This is a genomic window from Micromonospora chersina (assembly GCF_900091475.1).
Lineage (GTDB): Bacteria > Actinomycetota > Actinomycetes > Mycobacteriales > Micromonosporaceae > Micromonospora > Micromonospora chersina.
The window spans coordinates 1,940,234-1,956,545 of the sequence record NZ_FMIB01000002.1; the positions used below are offsets into that span (position 1 = coordinate 1,940,234).

The 16,312-nt window shown below is 74.8% G+C and carries 21 protein-coding genes; 9 read left to right on the forward strand and 12 right to left on the reverse strand.

Annotated features, from left to right (window positions below):
- Positions 1 to 7 precede the first annotated feature (7 nt).
- From GA0070603_RS08945 to GA0070603_RS08955, 3 genes are all read left to right on the forward strand, one after another.
- Positions 8 to 697 carry a response regulator transcription factor gene (locus tag GA0070603_RS08945; RefSeq protein ID WP_091310046.1) on the forward strand — a complete coding sequence of 230 codons (690 nt, stop codon included), beginning with the start codon at positions 8 to 10 and terminating at the stop codon, positions 695 to 697.
- Positions 698 to 726: 29 nt separating this feature from the next.
- Positions 727 to 2,115, forward strand: coding sequence for a HAMP domain-containing sensor histidine kinase (locus GA0070603_RS08950; RefSeq protein WP_208862843.1), 1,389 nt, complete (start codon positions 727 to 729; stop codon positions 2,113 to 2,115).
- Between the two features lie 235 nt (positions 2,116 to 2,350).
- Complete coding sequence (locus GA0070603_RS08955; RefSeq protein WP_091310050.1) at positions 2,351 to 2,626, forward strand: hypothetical protein; 276 nt, start codon at positions 2,351 to 2,353, stop codon at positions 2,624 to 2,626.
- Here GA0070603_RS08955 and GA0070603_RS08960 read toward each other — a convergent pair.
- The gene (locus tag GA0070603_RS08960) at positions 2,583 to 3,608 is read right to left on the reverse strand and encodes an adenosine deaminase (RefSeq protein WP_091310054.1); all 1,026 of its coding nucleotides are present in this window, start codon (positions 3,606 to 3,608) and stop codon (positions 2,583 to 2,585) included. The two genes, GA0070603_RS08955 and GA0070603_RS08960, sit on opposite strands and share 44 nt — an antisense overlap.
- Entirely contained in the window at positions 3,605 to 4,432 is an 828-nt protein-coding gene (locus tag GA0070603_RS08965; protein ID WP_091310058.1) for a trans-aconitate 2-methyltransferase, read from the reverse strand. The genes GA0070603_RS08960 and GA0070603_RS08965 overlap by 4 nt, the downstream gene beginning before the upstream one ends.
- 84 nt (positions 4,433 to 4,516) lie before the next feature.
- Here GA0070603_RS08965 and GA0070603_RS08970 point away from each other — a divergent pair, with 84 nt between their 5' ends.
- Together GA0070603_RS08970 and GA0070603_RS08975 are read left to right on the forward strand one after the other, a co-directional pair.
- Positions 4,517 to 5,500, forward strand: a complete 984-nt coding sequence (locus tag GA0070603_RS08970) for an aldo/keto reductase (RefSeq protein WP_091310061.1) — start codon at positions 4,517 to 4,519, stop codon at positions 5,498 to 5,500.
- Positions 5,501 to 5,591: 91 nt separating this feature from the next.
- Complete coding sequence (locus GA0070603_RS08975; protein ID WP_091310065.1) at positions 5,592 to 5,789, forward strand: hypothetical protein; 198 nt, start codon at positions 5,592 to 5,594, stop codon at positions 5,787 to 5,789.
- A gap of 92 nt (positions 5,790 to 5,881) precedes the next feature.
- Here the strand turns inward: GA0070603_RS08975 and GA0070603_RS08980 are convergent, their stop codons facing one another.
- The 7 genes from GA0070603_RS08980 to GA0070603_RS09010 form a co-directional block, all read right to left on the reverse strand.
- Positions 5,882 to 6,085, reverse strand: a complete 204-nt coding sequence (locus tag GA0070603_RS08980) for a cold-shock protein (protein ID WP_007075740.1) — start codon at positions 6,083 to 6,085, stop codon at positions 5,882 to 5,884.
- A 289-nt stretch (positions 6,086 to 6,374) separates the two neighbouring features.
- Entirely contained in the window at positions 6,375 to 6,635 is a 261-nt protein-coding gene (locus tag GA0070603_RS08985) for a DUF4235 domain-containing protein (protein ID WP_396871593.1), read from the reverse strand.
- 8 nt (positions 6,636 to 6,643) lie between these two features.
- Positions 6,644 to 6,985 (reverse strand): DUF3618 domain-containing protein, encoded by a 342-nt coding sequence (locus GA0070603_RS08990; protein WP_091310072.1) that lies wholly within the window; start codon positions 6,983 to 6,985, stop codon positions 6,644 to 6,646.
- On the reverse strand, positions 6,982 to 7,416 hold the full coding sequence (locus GA0070603_RS08995; RefSeq protein ID WP_091310076.1) for a phage holin family protein: 435 nt from the start codon (positions 7,414 to 7,416) through the stop codon (positions 6,982 to 6,984). The genes GA0070603_RS08990 and GA0070603_RS08995 overlap by 4 nt, the downstream gene beginning before the upstream one ends.
- Positions 7,417 to 7,716: 300 nt before the next feature.
- The gene (locus GA0070603_RS09000) at positions 7,717 to 8,913 is read right to left on the reverse strand and encodes a mechanosensitive ion channel family protein (protein ID WP_091310079.1); all 1,197 of its coding nucleotides are present in this window, start codon (positions 8,911 to 8,913) and stop codon (positions 7,717 to 7,719) included.
- A gap of 77 nt (positions 8,914 to 8,990) precedes the next feature.
- Positions 8,991 to 9,812, reverse strand: a complete 822-nt coding sequence (locus GA0070603_RS09005; RefSeq protein WP_091310083.1) for a DUF1206 domain-containing protein — start codon at positions 9,810 to 9,812, stop codon at positions 8,991 to 8,993.
- A 62-nt stretch (positions 9,813 to 9,874) separates the two neighbouring features.
- A complete protein-coding gene (locus tag GA0070603_RS09010) occupies positions 9,875 to 10,240 on the reverse strand; it encodes a hypothetical protein (protein WP_091310087.1) in 366 nt (121 codons plus the stop codon).
- Between the two features lie 74 nt (positions 10,241 to 10,314).
- Between GA0070603_RS09010 and GA0070603_RS09015 the strand changes: the two genes are divergently transcribed.
- Positions 10,315 to 11,541: a cysteine desulfurase-like protein gene (locus tag GA0070603_RS09015; RefSeq protein ID WP_091310091.1), complete on the forward strand. Its 1,227-nt coding sequence runs from the start codon at positions 10,315 to 10,317 to the stop codon at positions 11,539 to 11,541.
- Positions 11,538 to 11,825, forward strand: a complete 288-nt coding sequence (locus tag GA0070603_RS09020) for a GNAT family N-acetyltransferase (RefSeq protein WP_091310095.1) — start codon at positions 11,538 to 11,540, stop codon at positions 11,823 to 11,825. The genes GA0070603_RS09015 and GA0070603_RS09020 overlap by 4 nt, the downstream gene beginning before the upstream one ends.
- A 41-nt stretch (positions 11,826 to 11,866) precedes the next feature.
- On the opposite strand, the gene GA0070603_RS09025 is transcribed toward GA0070603_RS09020, so the two are convergent.
- On the reverse strand, positions 11,867 to 13,369 hold the full coding sequence (locus tag GA0070603_RS09025; protein ID WP_091310099.1) for a glycoside hydrolase family 3 protein: 1,503 nt from the start codon (positions 13,367 to 13,369) through the stop codon (positions 11,867 to 11,869).
- 136 nt (positions 13,370 to 13,505) lie between these two features.
- On the opposite strand from GA0070603_RS09025, the gene GA0070603_RS32350 reads away from it, so the two are divergent.
- Complete coding sequence (locus GA0070603_RS32350) at positions 13,506 to 13,628, forward strand: hypothetical protein (RefSeq protein ID WP_279627483.1); 123 nt, start codon at positions 13,506 to 13,508, stop codon at positions 13,626 to 13,628.
- A gap of 84 nt (positions 13,629 to 13,712) precedes the next feature.
- Positions 13,713 to 14,663: a TIGR03557 family F420-dependent LLM class oxidoreductase gene (locus tag GA0070603_RS09030; protein ID WP_091310102.1), complete on the forward strand. Its 951-nt coding sequence runs from the start codon at positions 13,713 to 13,715 to the stop codon at positions 14,661 to 14,663.
- Here GA0070603_RS09030 and GA0070603_RS09035 read toward each other — a convergent pair.
- Both GA0070603_RS09035 and GA0070603_RS09040 read right to left on the reverse strand, forming a co-directional pair.
- Positions 14,630 to 15,301 carry a TetR/AcrR family transcriptional regulator gene (locus tag GA0070603_RS09035; protein ID WP_091310106.1) on the reverse strand — a complete coding sequence of 224 codons (672 nt, stop codon included), beginning with the start codon at positions 15,299 to 15,301 and terminating at the stop codon, positions 14,630 to 14,632. The genes GA0070603_RS09030 and GA0070603_RS09035 overlap by 34 nt on opposite strands.
- A gap of 79 nt (positions 15,302 to 15,380) precedes the next feature.
- Complete coding sequence (locus GA0070603_RS09040) at positions 15,381 to 16,220, reverse strand: class I SAM-dependent methyltransferase (RefSeq protein WP_208862844.1); 840 nt, start codon at positions 16,218 to 16,220, stop codon at positions 15,381 to 15,383.
- Positions 16,221 to 16,312 lie beyond the last annotated feature (92 nt).

The window sequence follows — 16,312 nt, forward strand, 5'->3', positions numbered from 1 at the left end:
TGCTGACGTGGCAAGCGTCCTCCTGGTCGAAGACGATCACGTCGTACGCGGTGCGATGCTGCGCTCCCTCACCGACCGGGGACACGCGGTGCACGCCGTCGGCACGGCGCTGGACGCGCTGCGCCGGGTGGCCGCCGAGACACCCGACCTCGTGGTGCTCGACCTCGGCCTGCCCGACCTGGACGGCTCCGACGCGCTGCGGATGCTGCGCGGGATCACCGACGTGCCGATCATCATCGCCACGGCGCGGGACGACGAGCAGTCGGTGGTCCGGCTGCTGCGCGCGGGCGCCGACGACTACATGGTCAAGCCGTTCACGGGCGCCCACCTGGACGCCCGGATCACCACCGTGCTGCGCCGGGCCGGCCGGGCCAGCCGCACCGTCCAGCCGGCCGTGCACACGGTGGGCGGCCTGCGGGTGGACGTGGGCGAGCGCAGCGCGGTGCTGGACGGGGAACCCCTGGCTCTCACCCGCAAGGAATTCGACCTGCTGGCGTATCTCGCCGCACGTCCCGGCCGGGTAGTGTCCCGGCGGGAACTCTTGGAGGAGGTATGGCGGCAGCCCTCGGTCGGCGAGGACCAGACCATCGACGTTCACCTCTACTGGCTGCGCCGCAAAATGGGCGAGTCCGCGGCGAAGCCGCGCTACCTGCGCACCGTGCGGGGGGTCGGCTTCCGGCTGGTGGCGCCGGACTGAGGCCGGCGCTGGCCTGGCTCACGGCCGGTATGTGCAGCCTCGTCGCGCTCGCCTTCCTCGTGCCGCTCGGGATCACCCTGTCCGACCAGGCGCGGGAGGAGAAACTCGCCGACGCGGCCCGGCGCAGCGCGCTGGTCACCGGGGCGCTCGCGGTCAGCACCGACCCGGAGATCGTCCGCCGGGCCGTGGCGGCCAGCGGCGACGATCCGGCGCTGCGACCCGTCGTACACGGGATCGGGGTCGACGAGACCGCGGGCCGTGCCGACGCGGCGGCGCTGGACCGCGCCGCCGCCGAGCGGCGCTCGGTGGTCACCGACGTGGCCGGCGGCGTCCTCCGGCTGGATCCGGTGGTGCTCGGCGACCGGGTCGCCGTGGTGGAGGTCTTCGTCCCCGAGGAGGTGCTCGACGAGGGCGCCGGCGGGCGGTGGCTGCTGCTGCTCGCGGTGGCGCTGGCGCTTGTCGGCGCCGCGGTGGTGGTGGTCGACCGGGTTGCCGCGCGCGCCGTCGACGCCACCGGCGAGCTGGTGAAGGCGGCCCTCGCGGTCGGCGACGGCGAGCTGGGCGTCCGGGTGGAGCCGACCGGGCCGCGGGAGCTCGCCGAGGCCGGGCACGCGTTCAACCGGATGGCCGAGCGGCTGGTGGCGCTCCGCGCCGACGAGCGGGAACTCGTTGCCGACCTGTCGCACCGGCTGCGGACGCCGCTGACCGCGCTGCGGCTGGACGCCGAGGCGCTGGAGTCCGACGACACCAGCATCGGCACGTTCAGCGAGGCGGAGCTGGACCGCCGCCGCGGCATCCGGCGGATCCGGCAGGCCATCGTCACGCTGGAGGGCGAGGTCGACCAGCTGATCAAGACGACCCGCAAGGCGGTCGGCCAGGAGACCGGCCCGGCGACCTGCGACGTCAGCGAGGTGGTCCGGGACCGGATGGTGTTCTGGTCGGCCCTCGCGGGCGACCAGAACCGGCCGCACCGGGTGGTCGGGGCGCAGCTGCGGATCCCGGCGCCGGTGCCCCGGGCCGAGCTGGCCGCCGCGCTGGACGCGGTGATCGGCAACGTCTTCCGCTACACGCCGCAGGGCACCGCGTTCGAGGTGGCGGTGAGCCGGCGGGACGGCTGGGTGGCGATCCGGGTCGACGACGCCGGCCCCGGCATCCCCGACCCGGACCGGGCGCTGCGGCGCGGCGCCAGCGACCAGGGCTCGACCGGGCTGGGGCTGGACATCGCCAAGCGGGTCGCGATGCAGGCCAACGGCTCGGTGAGCATCGACCGGGCCCGGCTCGGCGGGGCCAGCGTGGTGATGCTGCTGGCCGACCCGGAGGCGACGCCCCGGCAGGTCAACCGGTTCGGCCTGGTCGGCCGGATGGCGCGGGACGCCCGGGAGCCGCGGGCCGGCCGGCGCTGGCCGCGCCCGCGCTGAGCCGCTGGCTGTGTGCCGCCGCAAGTTCTCCTTAGGAGTGAATTAACGATGGCCGGGGCGAGCGTCCGGGCTGTCAGGATAAGGACCGAACCCATCAGTTCCGTCGGCCGGGACGCCCCGTAAGAACTCCGGTCGGCGGAGCCGTGCGCGCGGCGGGAGTTCGGTCCCCCCACACCTCGCTCCCGCCGCGCGCCACTCCCCCGTCGAGCCGCACCCCGGGCGTGAGGTGACCGTGATGACGCCGACCCTGAGCCGGCTGCTCCGCTGGGCCACCGTGATCGGTCTGGGTGTCGCCCTCACGCTCGCCGCCTGGCAGGACCCCGTGCACGCGGACGGCCCGGGCCGCTCCGCCGGCGGCCTGCCGGCCGCCGCCGTGGTGGTGGCCGCGGTGGTCGGGTTCGGGCTTGCCCTGGCCGGGCGGCGCCGGCCGCTGCGGGCGTCCCGCCGGCCGGCGCCGTCCCGTCCGGTCAGCGCGTCGCGGCCGCCGCGTACGCGTCGATCTCGCCGCTGATCCGGGCCTTCTCCCCCGGCTCCAGGAACGCGGCGGTCACCGCGTCGCGGGCCAGCGCGGCCACCCCGGCCGGGTCGAGGTGCAGCAGGCGGGCCGCCACGGCGTACTCGTCGTTGAGCGTGGTGCCGAACATCGGCGGGTCGTCGGAGTTGATGCTGACGAGCACGCCGGCCTCGACGAGCTGCGGCAGCGGGTGCTCCTCGATGCTCGCCACCGCCCGGGTCCGGACGTTGGAGGTGGGGCAGACCTCCAGCGGGATCCGTCGCTCGGCCAGGTGGGCCAGCAGCGTCGGGTCGAGGGCGGCGGAGATGCCGTGGCCGATCCGCTCGGCGCCCAGGTCGCGCAGCGCGTCCCAGATCGTCTCCGGGCCGGTGGTCTCGCCGGCGTGCGGCACCGAGCGCAGCCCGGCCGCGCGGGCCTGGTCGAAGTACGGCTTGAACTGCGGCCTGGGCACCCCGATTTCCGGGCCGCCCAGGCCGAAGCTGATGAGCCCGTCCGGCCGCTCGTCGAGGGCGATCCGCAGGGTCTCCTCGGCGGACGGCAGGCCGGCCTCGCCGGGGATGTCGAAGCACCAGCGCAGCGCGATGCCGAAGTCGGCCTCGGCGCGCTTGCGGGCGTCCTCGATCGCCTCGCAGAACGCCGGCGCCGGGATCCCCCGGTGCACGTGGGAGTACGGCGTGACGGTCAGCTCGGCGTAGCGGACCTGCTGGCGGGCCAGTTCCCGGGCCACCTCGTGGGTGAGCAGCCAGACGTCGTCGGCGTCCCGGATCAGGTCCACCACGCTGAGGTAGACCTCGATGAAGTGGGCGAAGTCGCGGAACGCGAAGTAGTCGGCGAGCGCCTCCGGGTCGGCCGGGACGGGGCTGCGACCCTCGTGCCGGGCGGCCAGCTCGGCCACGATCCGGGGCGAGGCGGAGCCGACGTGGTGTACGTGCAGCTCCACCTTGGGCAGGCCGGCGATGAAGGTGGGCAGGTCGGTCACGGGTTCTCCTCTGCGCGGGCGCCGGTGCGGGCCACCACGAAGATCCGGCGGAACGGGAAGTACACCTGACCCTGCCGCACCGGGTACGCCTCGGCGAGGCGTACCCGCAGCTCGGCGCGGAAGTCGGCCCAGCCGGCGGCGTCCAGCGCGGCGCGGACCGGGCGCAGCGCCGTCCCCTCCATCCAGGCCAGCACCGGATGGTCGGCGCCGGCGGCCGGGAGCAGGTGCACGTAGGTAGTCTCCCAGGCGTCGACGGCGCAGCCGGCACCGACCAGCAGGGCGGCGTAGTCGACCGGGTCGTCGACGGGCGCCTCGCGCAGCAGCGGGGCGAGGGTGTCCCGCCACCGGTCCCGCCCGGCGACCTCCCGCAACGCCCGGTGCGACGGGGCGGCGAAGTTGCCCGGCACCTGGAACGCCAGCGACGCGCCGGCCGGCAGCGTGGCGGCCCAGCGGGTGAGCAGCTCCTGGTGGCCGGGCACCCACTGGAGCACCGCGTTGCAGACCACCACGTCGACGTCGGGCTCCGGACGCCAGTCCCGCACGTCCCCGACCGAGAAGGAGACCGGCTCGGCCAGGACGCCGGCCGCGGCCAGGCTGCGGACCCGTCCCATGGCGCGGGCGCGTGCGATCATCTCGGCGGAGGAGTCCAGGCCGGCGATCCGGCTCTCCGGCCAGCGGTGGGCCAGGGTCGCGGTCAGGGTGCCCGGGCCGCAGCCCAGGTCGACGACCGCGCGGGGCCGCTCCGCCGGGACCCGGGCCAGCAGGTCGTGGAAGGGCCGGGAGCGCTCGTCGCCGTAGCGCAGGTAGGTGCTCGGGTCCCACATGACAGCCTCCAAACCGTACGTACGTCTTGCTAAACGGTACGGCCCGACGGGCGCCGCGGCAAGCGGCTCACTAGGCTCGACCGGGTGGAACAGCGCAGCTTCGACCGGCTCGGCCGGCACGTCGGCATCATCGGACTCGGCGCCTGGCAGCTCGGCGCGGACTGGGGCGACGTCAGCGAGAGCGCCGCCCTCGACATCCTGGGTGCCGCGGTCGACTCCGGGGTCACCTTCCTCGACACCGCCGACGTGTACGGCGACGGCCGCAGCGAGCAGCTCATCGGCCGCTTCCTGCGCGAGCGCCCCGGGCACGGGCTGACCGTGGCCACCAAGATGGGCCGGCGGGTGCCCCAGACGCCGGAGGCGTACACCCTGGACAACTTCCGGGCCTGGACCGACCGGTCCCGGGCCAACCTCGGCGTGGACACCCTCGACCTCGTGCAGCTGCACTGCCCGCCCAGCGCGGTCTTCGCCGACGACCGGGTCTTCGACGCCCTGGACACCCTGGTCAGCGAGGAGCGTGTCGCCGGGTACGGGGTCAGCGTCGAGACCTGCGACCAGGCGCTCACCGCGATCGCCCGCCCCGGCGTGGCCAGCGTGCAGATCATCCTCAACGCGGTGCGGCACAAGCCCCTGGAGCGGGTGCTGCCCGAGGCCGCCAAGGCCGGTGTGGGCATCATCGCCCGCGTGCCCCTGGCGAGCGGCCTGCTCTCCGGCCGGTACGACGAGCACACCACGTTCGCGCCGGACGACCACCGCAACTTCAACCGGCACGGCGAGTCCTTCGACGTCGGCGAGACCTTCTCCGGTGTCGACTACGACCAGGGCCTGTCCGCCGTGCGCCGGCTCGCGCCGCTTGTCGGCGAGGGCCGGACGATGGCCCAGTTCGCGCTCCGCTGGATCCTCGACCAGCCCGGCGTCACAGTCGTCATCCCGGGCGCCCGCACCGCCGAGCAGGCCCGGCGCAACGCCGCCGCGGCCGACCTGCCGCCGCTCACCGAGGTGGAGGTGGCCTCCGTCCGGGCCACGTACGACGAGCTGATCCGGCCGCAGGTGCACGACCGGTGGTGAATCCGGAGCGGCGGCCCCTCGGCGCGGCGTCGCCGGGGGCCGGCGCCCGCGGGCATGCTGGAGCCGGACGCGCGCCGTCGGAGGGAGAACGATGAGGGGTTGGTTCCGGCTCACCGTGGGGCTGCTCGCCGTCGTGCTCGGTGCCCTGTGGACGGTGTCGGGGCTGGGCTACGTCGAGGGCAGCGTGCTGACCGACCAACGGATCTGGGCGGTGGTCGGCCCGGTGCTCGTCCTCATCGGACTCGTCGCGCTGTGGTTCGGCATGCGGGCCCGGCGCCGGCGCGGCTGAGGCAGGAAAGCGTCCACAATGCGGAAAGCCCCGCCTCCCGGGAAGGGACGCGGGGCTCACGCACCGGCCGGCGCGGCCGGTGCTCCGACAGCTCAGATGGGGCGGACCTGCTCGGCCTGCGGACCCTTCTGACCCTGGGCGATCTCGAACTCCACCCGCTGGTTCTCCTCCAGCGTGCGGTAGCCGCTGGTCTGGATGGCCGAGAAGTGGACGAACACGTCAGCACCCCCGCCGTCGACGGTGATGAAGCCGAAGCCCTTGTCAGCGTTGAACCACTTCACGGTTCCCTGCGCCATGTGTATCTCCTTCTAAAACTGGCGGCCGAGCACGCCGTGCGGCCGATTGGCCGTTTTCGAGCAGCGGCGCCTGAGGCGGCCCCCATCGAAGGAGACTTCTCTCAACCCACGCGTCTCTCAACAGCGTGAGACAGCAAACCACGTACGCAAAAACTTCGCACAGCCTACCGGACGAAATTCTCCGACATGTGACCTGACGGTTGCGGCGGGGCCACTGGCCGGGCCGGTCGGGCCATGCGAAAGGCCCCTGTCCACCGAGGTGGAAAGGGGCCTTTTCGTGCGTATGGAATCAGTCGGGCCAGTGGCCGGTGAGCCGGCGTACGCCGACCGCCCCGCCACGGTCCACGGCGGCCCGGACGACCGCGAAGATCGCGCCCTGCAACGCCGCGGCGGCCAGGATCTCGCCCCAGCCGCGGTCCTCGTCGGTGGCGCTGGGCGCCTCGCCGTCGCCCGCCGTCATCTTCCAGACCTGCCGGAAGATGACCCCGGCGACCGTACCGGCGGCCAGACCCATCAGCACGCCGGCCGGCTTGTAGGCCGCCCGTCCGATGCCCCTTCTCACCTGCGCCTCCCTCGGACGATCAGCAGCGCCACCGCGGTGACCACGGCGCCCGCGGCCACGGCCGCCCACGGCACCGGGTTGCGCCCGACCGCCCCACCCTTCTCGTACGCCTGCGCCCGGACCAGCCGGGCCTTCTCCGCCGCCTGCCCGCGCACCCGGGCCACGGTCAGCGCCGCCTGCTGCCGCAGCCGCGCCTTCGCCTGGTCGGCGGAGTGCCGGACCAGGGTCTTGACGTCGGCCCGCGCGGCGAGCAGTTCCATGGTCTCACCCAGCTCCACCCGGGTCCGACGGATCTCCTCCCGGAGCGCCGCCACGTCCCCGGTCCCGTTGCCGGTCATCCCCGCCTCCCGTCCTTCACCGCGGCGGTGACGGTGTCGACGTCCGCCCGGACGCTGCGGACCGTCGCCTCCGGCACCGGCGGGACGGCACGGCTGACCTGCTTCTTGCCGACGAGCGCCAGGATCCCGGCGAGCAGGAACAGCGCCACCGCCACGATCAGCGCCGCCAGCCAGGCCGGCATGACCAGGTCCAGCAGCAGGATCACCGTGGCGACAAGCGCGCCGGCGCCGTAGAGCGCCATCACCCCGCCGCCGCCGAACAGACCGATCCCGATCCCCGCGTGCTTGCCCTTCTGGGTCAGTTCCGCCCGGGCCAGCGCCAACTCGTCCCGCACCAGGCGGGTGACCTGTTCGGTGGCCCGCTGCACCAGTTCCGCGGTGGACGGCTCGTTCCCGGTCCGGGACGTGCTGCGACTCGCGACGTCAGCCATGCTGTCCTCCTTTCATCATCACCGCGCTGTATGCCCGGAGTCGCCGCCCGTCAATCCTGCGCGGAGCGGCCGGTCGGCCCGGCCGCGCACCATCTTCTGGCCCGGCCGCCGGACGGCGGCCGGAACCGGGGCGTGCGCAGCAGGTCCCCCTTAACGGGCCGATCAAACGCAGCCGGCCTGACATGCCGCGAATCCACCGGCATCCGGCAGGTGCAACGGGCCGACCGGGGCCGAGGTCACGACGCACGGAGCCCCCGGCGCCGCGCGGGCGGCCGGGGGCTCCGGAGAAGGGGGTACGGGTCAGCGGCGCGCTTCGGCGTGCTCCTCGCGCCCGACGAACGCCTCGCTGCGGGCCTCGCCGTCGTCGCTGCCGCCGAAGACCCGCGCGTCGTCGGGGACCTCGGTGTCCGGCTGCCGGCGGACCGGCCGGCGGGGCTGCACCGCCTGCCAGGGCGGCGTACCGGCGGTGTCGCCCACCTCGGCGCGCAGCCGGGGCAGGGCGGTGGGGCGCTGGTCGCGCACCCAGGCCACCAGGTGCTCGCGGACCAGGCAGCGCAGGTCCCACAGGCTACCGGCGTCGGCGGCGCTGACCAGGGCCCGGACCTTGACCAGGCCGCCGGTCGCGTCGGTCACCTGGAGCACGCAGACCCGGCCGTCCCAGAGCTCGGTGCCCTCGCACAGCCGGCGCAGTTCCTCCCGCATGGCCTGCACGGGGATGGCCCAGTCCAGGTCGAACTCGGCGGTGCCGAGCACGGCCGCCTCGGTCCGGGTCCAGTTCTGGAAGGGGGTGCTGGTGAAGTAGGAGGTGGGCAGGATCAGCCGGCGGTCGTCCCAGATCTGCACCACCACGTAGCTGAGCGTCAGCTCCTCGATCCGGCCCCACTCCCCCTCGACCACCACCACGTCGTCGAGGCGTACCGCGTCGCTGAACGCGAGCTGGAGGCCGGCGAACACGTTGCCCAGCAGGCTCTGCGCGGCCAGCGCGGCGACCACACCGACGACACCGGCGCTGGTCAGCACGCCGGCGCCGATGCCGCGGACGGCGGGGAAGGTCATCAGCATCACGCCGAGGGCGAGCACCACGATCACCGCGATGGTCAGCCGGCGCAGCAGCACCACCTGGGTACGCACCCGCCGGGCGTGCCGGTTGTTCGGCACGTCGACCCGGAACCGGGCCAGGGCGGTGTCCTCCGCCACCACCAGCAGCGAGGCCACCAGCCAGGCGGCGGCGGCGATCAGGGCGAGCACCAGGGCGTGCAGGAGCACCTGCCGCCAGGGGCTGCCCACCGCGTACAGGGTGGTGAACCGGACCGCGAGCTGCACGGCGAGCACGGTCGCCGCCACCTGGAACGCGCGGTGCGAGTGGTCGGTCAGCTCGGTCATGAGCAGCGAGCGCCGGCCGAGCCGGCGGGTGACCCGGTGCACCACCTCGACCAGCAACAACGCGACCGCCGCCGCGGCGAGCGCGGCGGCGGCGGTCACGAGGTAGGTCTGCACGTTTCTCCATCTCCCTCCGGCCGGGCGGAATCGGGCAAAGGCCCAATGGTGCCCGGACTATCGCGTATCGACCAGGATCACACCCGGCGATAGCGCGACTGGAGGAAGCAGTAGACGCCGAAGGCCGCGATGCCGAGCGCCATGAGCGCCAGCAGGATCGGCCCGTACGACTGGTCGCGGAGGGTCCGCAGCGCGGCGTCCAGGCCGCGGGCCTTCTCCGGGTCGTACTTCACGGCGGCCACGACGATGAGCAGGCCGGCGAGGGCGAAGACCGCGCCCCGGGCCGCGTACCCGGCCATGCCGAGGCGGCGGGTCAGGGTGTGCGTCTTCGGGCTCATCTCGCCGGTCTTGAGGTTGCGCTCGAACTTCTTCTTGAGCCCGTAGATCACCATGCCGATGCCGACGGCGGCGAGCACCAGCCCGGCGAGCCCCACCAGCCACCGGCCACCGTCGGAGGCCATCAGCTTCTCGGAGAACTGCTGCTGCTGGTTGGCGGCGTTGGCGCTGGCGTCCTGGACGACCTTGATGGCGGTCCAGCCCAGCCAGACAAAGACGATCACGCGCACGACGGAGGCGATCCGCTCGAAGAGCTTCTCCTTGCCCCGCAGGTAGCGGTGGCCGATGACCGCCTCGAACGCCTGCCAGATGGCCATGGCGAAGAGCCCCACGGCGATGGCGACCAGCAGGAACTTGCCCATCGGCTGGGCGCCGAGGGTGCGCAGGGCGCCGTTCTGGTTGCCCTCCTCCCCCGACTTGCCGAAGGCGATCTGGAGGGCCAGCCAGGCGAAGAGGAGGTGCACGATCCCGTAGCCGATGAAACCGGCCCGGGTCAACAGTTCGAGCCACCTGCTGTTCGCGGCCTGGGCGGCGGTGGCTCCGGCGTTCCGGGTGAGAGACATGGCGCCTCAATCTCCCGGTGCGAAGATTTCCAAACGTCGGCCGCTGCCGCCCGGCGCGCGGATCAGCTGTTCGGGTCGCGTGCCACCCGGATGACGACCTGCTGGTCGGTGACGCTGTCCAGGGTCACCGAGAAGCCGCCGGCCTGGGCGGCCTGCTGGCCGACGGTGAGCGAGAGCTGCTCGCCGGCCACCTCGACGGTGACCTGGTCGCCTTCGGCACCGACCAGCTTCGCCTCGACGCCGAGGATGGTGGCGCTGGCCTCGACGCCGCGGTCGAAGGTGACCGTGCAGGCGTCCAGCCCGCAGTCGGTGGAGGCGTTCTCCGAGCTGCATCCGGCCAGCAGCGCGACGCCGAGGGCGAGGCCGGCGAACAGGCCCGCGGCCCGGCGGAGGGGGGTCGGCGAGGGGGAAACGCGTCGGTTCGTCACCCGGCCAAGGGTACGAGACGACGGCCACACCGCCACCCGCCGGTGCTCGGCCCGGTGCGCGTTAGGGTCCCGGCATGCCCTTCGACATCGCCCGCACCCGGGCCGCCTACCCCGCCCTGACCGAGGGCTTCGCCCACTTCGACGGCGCCGGCGGCACCCAGACCGCCCGGCCCGTGATCGAGGCCGTCAGCGCCGCGATGACCGCCGCCACCGGCAACCGGAGCACCGCGTTCGTGCCTGGCCGGCGGTCGCTGGACCTGGTCGCGGGGGCTCGCGCCGCGGTGGCCGACCTGCTCGGCGCGGAGGCCGGCGGGGTGGTGCTCGGGCCGAGCGCCACGGCGCTGACGTACACCCTGGCCCGCACGCTCGGCGCGGGCTGGGGGCCGGGCGACGAGGTGGTGGTCTCCCGGCTGGACCACGACGCCAACGTCCGGCCGTGGGTGCAGGCGGCCGAGGCCGTCGGGGCGACGGTGCGGTGGGCCGAGTTCGACCCGGCGACCGGTGAGCTGCCCGCCGGCCAGTACGCCGACCTGGTCACCGAGCGCACCCGGCTGGTCGCGGTGACCGCCGGCAGCAACGCCGTCGGCACCGCGCCGGACGTGGCGGCGATCGCCAAGACCGCGCACGCGGCCGGCGCGCTGGTCTGCGTGGACGGGGTCCACGCCGTGCCGCACGGCCCCACCGACCTGGCCTCGCTCGGCGCGGACTTCCTGGTGACGAGCGCGTACAAGTGGTCCGGGCCGCACCTCGCCGCGATGGCCGCCGACCCGGCCCGGTGGGCGTCGCTGCGCCCGGCGAAGCTGCTCCCGTCCTCCGACGCGGTCCCGGACCGGTTCGAGTACGGCACCCCGAGCTTCCCGCTGCTGGCCGGGGTGACCGCGGCGGTGGACCACCTGGCCACCCTCGACCCGACCGCGACCGGCAGCCGGCGGGACCGGGTCCGGGCCGGGCTGGCCGCCGCCCAGGCGCACGAGGAGGCCGTCTTCGAGCGGCTGCTCGCCGGGCTGGCCGCCCGCCCGTTCGTCACCGTGTACGGGTCGCCGGCCCGGCGCTGCCCCACGGTGTCGTTCCGGGTGGCCGGGTCGGCCCCGGCGGAGACCGCCGCGGCGCTGGGCGCGGCCGGTGTCTGCCTCTCCTCCGGCGACTACTACGCCTACGAGTACTTCCACGCGATGGGCCTGCGGGACAGCGGCGGCGCGGTCCGGGCCAGCGTCTACCACTACAACACCGTCGAGGAGGTGGACCGCTTGCTGGCCGAACTCGACCGGCTGGCGGCCGCCGGGGAGAGAATGGCCCGGTGAGCTTCCTGGTCGAGGAGAACCCCGCGAAGCACCGCTTCGAGATCCTGGTCGACGACGCGCTGGCCGGGTTCACCGCGTACGTGCCGCGCGGGGAGGTGCTGGTCTTCACGCACACCGAGGTGGACGACCGATTCCAGAACATGGGGGTGGGCTCGGCGCTGATCCGGGGCACGCTCGACCAGATCCGCGAGCGCGGGGACCGGATCGCGGTGCAGTGCCCGTTCATGCGCGCGTTCATCGAGCGCCACCCCGACTACGCCGACCTGGTGATCCCCGAGCCCTGACCGGGGCGGGCCGGCCGACCCGACCCGGTCCGGGGATCGGGTCAGCGGGCGCCGGCGAGCAGTTCGGCGGCGGCGACGGCGGCGGCCCGGGTCGCCCCGTGCGTGGCCACGTGCACGGCGCCGGTGACCAGCTCGGGCACGCCCAGCTCGACCACCACCGCGTCGGGGCGGGTGGCCAGGGCGCGGGAGACCGCGTCCCGCATCCAGTCGTGCCGGTGCAGGTCCCGCACCACCAGCACCAGCGGTCGGCCGGCCGTGCCGGCGCACGGGTCGGCGGGGACCTCCTCCCGGGCGTACCGGGCGGTCGTGGTGCCGGGCGTCAGGGCGGCCAGGGGCGCGGCGATCCCCCACGGGGTCTCCTCGCCGATGGCGATGTTGCGCGGCGGGGCGAACTCCACCACGTGCGCCGGGCCGGCCAGCGGCAGCAGCCCGCCCGTGGTGGCCACCACCCGCAGCGCCCGGCGGGCGGCGGCCAGCCCGATCGCGGAGCCGGCGTCGCCGGGCCGGGCGCCGGACCGGCCGGCCCGGGCGGCGACCGTCCAGGCCGCCAGCTGCCCGACCCGCTTCGCCGCCTCGGCCAGCCGCTCCTCCGGCAGGTCCCCGGCGACCACCGCGGCCACGATGGCGTCCCGCAGCTCGCGGGCGTCGGCCTCGGTGGCCCGCTCCCCGCCCACGCAGATCGCGTCCGCACCGGCGGCGAGCGCGCGGACGGCCGCGCCGGCGAAGCCGAACCGGTCGGCGACGGCGCGCATCTCCACCGCGTCGGTCACCACCACGCCGCCGAAGCCCAGCTCCTCGCGGAGCAGGCGGCCCAGGATGCGCGGGCTGAGCGTGGCCGGCAGCTCCGGGTCCAGCGCCGGCACCAGCAGGTGCCCGGTCATCACCGCCTGCGCCCCGGCCGTCACGGCGGCCCGGAACGGGGCCAGCTCGACGGCGTCCAGGCGGGCCCGGTCGCCCCCGATGCGGGGCAGGTCGTGGTGGGAGTCGACCCGGGTGTCGCCGTGCCCGGGGAAGTGCTTGGCGCAGGCGGCGACGCCGCCGGCCTGGAGGCCGCGGACCCAGGCGGCGGTGTGGCGGGCGACCAGGGCCGGGTCGGCCCCGAACGAGCGGACCCCGATCACCGGGTTCGCCGGGTTCGAGTTGACGTCGGCGTCCGGGGCGTAGTTCAGCGTCACGCCCACCGCGGCCAGCTCGGCGCCCAGGTCCCGGGCCACCTCCTCGGTAAGCGCCGGGTCGTCGACCGCGCCGAGCGCGAAGTTGCCGGGCCGCGAGCTGCCCCGGGCCGACTCGATCCGGGTGACGTCGCCGGCCTCCTCGTCGATGGCCACGATCACGTCGGGCCGCTCGGCGCGCAGGTTCGCGGTCAGCTCGGCGACCTGCTCGTGGTCGACGACGTTGCGGGCGAAGAGAACCACCGACCCGAGACCCTCGCCGAGCCAGCGGCAGACCCACGGCGGCGGTGTGGTGCCGACGAACCCGGGTTGCAGGACGGCGGCGGCCAGGGCCGCCAGGTCTCCGGTCGCTCCCACGATCCGCTCGCTCATGCGCTGTCGTACCCCCGTCTTCCCCACGGCCCGCCGCCCCGGCGGTGCTGACATGGTCACACCGCGTCCGGAAATAGTCAACAATCCTTACTGTTAGCCGCTGGCACCGGCGGCCGGGCCGTGGGAGAGTGCGACAATGCATGCCGCGCTGCTCGCCGACGCCACCAGCGCCGCGGACATCCCCGGCGTACGCCTGCTCGGCCTGGTGGTCGGCGGCCTGTTCCTGCTGATCGCCATCCGGGCGATGTTCCGCCGGTAGCGGCCGGTTCGGACCCGCTCTCCCCGGGGTAGGGCTGTCGGTGTCCCGGGTGCGCCCGGCACCCGGACGCGGCGAGGGGGAACGATGAGGATCGGCTACTTCCTGTCCAGCGAGGAGTACACCCCGGCGGAGCTGCTGGAGCAGGCGCGCGGCGCCGAGCGGGCCGGCTTCGAGGCACTGTGGATCTCCGACCACTACCACCCCTGGGTCGACGCGCAGGGCCAGAGCGCCTTCGTCTGGTCGACGATCGGGGCGCTCAGCCAGGTCTGCCGGCTGCCGGTGACCACCGCGGTCACCTGCCCGACCGTGCGCATCCACCCCGCCGTGATCGCGCAGGCCGCGGCCACCAGCGCCGTGCTGCACGAGGGGCGCTTCGTGCTCGGGGTGGGCACCGGCGAGGCACTGAACGAGCACATCTTCGGCGACGCGTGGCCGCAGGCCGACGTCCGGCTGGAGATGCTGGAGGAGGCGGTCGAGGTGATCCGGGCCCTGTGGACCGGCGACTTCGTCAACCACCACGGCAAGCACTACACGGTGGAGCACGCCCGGATCTACACCCGCCCCGACACTCCCCCGCCGATCTACGTCTCCGGCTTCGGTCCGAAGTCGATCGAGCTGGCCGCCCGGATCGGTGACGGCTACGTGAGCACCATGCCCGACGCCGACATGGTCCGCCGGTTCCGCGACTCCGGCGGCGGCGACAAGCCCTGCCAGGCCGGCTTCAAGGCCGCGTACGCCGACAGCGAGGACGAGGGCGTGCGGATCGCGTACGAGCGGTGGCCCAACGCCGGCGTGCCGGGCGAGCTGTCCCAGGTGCTCCCGTCGCCGCGCCACTTCGAGCAGGCCGCGCAGCTGGTCCAGCCGGAGATGATGAAGGAGTCGTTCGTCTGCGGCCGCGATGCCGACGCCCACCTGGAGATGATCGACAAGTACGCGAAGGCCGGCTTCGACGAGATCTACGTGGCCAACACCGGCCCGCACTGGCAGGGCCTGTTCGACCTCTACGAGCGCGAGGTGCTGCCCCGGCTGCGCTGAGCCCCGCCCCGGTCCGGCAGGACGCCGTGCAGCAGCGTGGCGACCAGGGCGTCCACCAGGTCCGGGGCGGGCTGCGGCGGTGGGCCGGCCGGGTCGAGCAGCCCGCCGAGGACCAGGTCGTGGCAGACCCCGACGACAAGCGTGGCCACCGCGTCCGGGCGGACCGCCGGGGCGACCCGGCCGAGCCGCTGCTCCGCGCGCACGTATTCGGCCAGCTCCCCGCGCAGCCCGTGGCCGCCGCCGAGCGGGGCGGGCAGCTCGCCGAGGCGGGCCAGCAGCTTCGGCTGGGTGGTCAGCCCGGCGAACGCCGGCAGGATCGCGGCGTGCAGCGCCAGCGCCCGGTCCAGGTACGCCCGCAGGTTCGCCTCGACGGTCGCCTCGCCCGGGCGCGGGGCCGCACCCTCCCGCGCCGCCTCGACCGACCGCACGTGCGCGTGCAGCGCCGCCGCGAGCAGCTCCTCCTTGTCGGCGAAGTGGTTGTAGAGCACCCCGTCGGCGACGCCGGCCTCGCGCGCGATGTCGCGGACGGTCAGCCCGGCCACGCCGCGCCGGGCCACCAGCCGCCCGGCGGCGGCGATCAGGTGCTCGCGCAGGCTCTGCTCGCCGCCCCGCAGCGCGGCTGCTCTTCTGGGTGCCATCACGAGGATCCTAGGCTCCGCCGGGCCCGGCTCCCCCGAGCGAGCCGGGTCCGGCGGACGCCTGTCGACGGCCGCCGGCTCACCCGGGCCGGCGCGCGGTCACCAGCCAGGCCGCGGTGCGCAGCCGGACGCCGTCCGGCCCCTCGTACGGCCGCACCGCCTCGGCCAGGGCGGCCCGCACCCGGTCGCCGACCGCCGGGTCGAGCGGTGCGAGCCGGTGCCGGACCGGCCCCCAGCCGGCCAGGAACGCGGCGGCGTCGGCGGCGTCCCGCCCCCAGGTGCCCGGCTCCTGCCGGGGCACGCACTCCACGTCGACGAAACCGGCGTCGGTGAGCACGGCCCGCACCACCGCGGGGTCGGCGAGGGAGAGCGGCTCGCCGACGGCCGTGCCGTCGCTGCCGGTGGGCGGCAGGTGCGCGGCGAGCGGGGCGAGCGCCGCGCCGAGGTCTCCCCGGCGGATGTCGTCGAGGCAGACGAAGGCGAGCCGCCCGCCGGGGCGCAGCGCCCGGCCGAGGTTGGCGAACGCGGTGACCGGGTCGGCGAAGAACATCACGCCGAACCGGCTCAGCGCGACGTCGAAGGCCGCCGGCGGGAAGGGGTGAACCTGGGCGTCGGCCCGCACGAAGTCCACGTTGCCGACCGCCTCGGCGGCGGCCGAGGCCCGGGCCCGCTCCAGCATCGGCGCGGAGAGGTCCACCCCGAGCGCCGTGCCGGCGCCGGAGCGGCGGGCGGCCAGCCGGGTGAGCTGGCCGGTGCCGCAGCCGACGTCGAGCACCCGGTCGCCGGGCCGGACCGCGGCGAGCAGCGCCTCGTTGAAGCCGCTGTTGATGGCGTCGTACCGCCGCTGGTGGTCGGCCCAGTGCCGGCCCTCGTAACCGTTCCAGGCCCGCTCCTGCTGGTCGTTCGGGATGGTCCGCACGGCGCCTCCTGATGAACGCATGTTCATGAACAGGCATTCATAATGCGCGGGCCCGACGGTGACCGTCAACCCCGACCGGTTTCGGGGGTGAT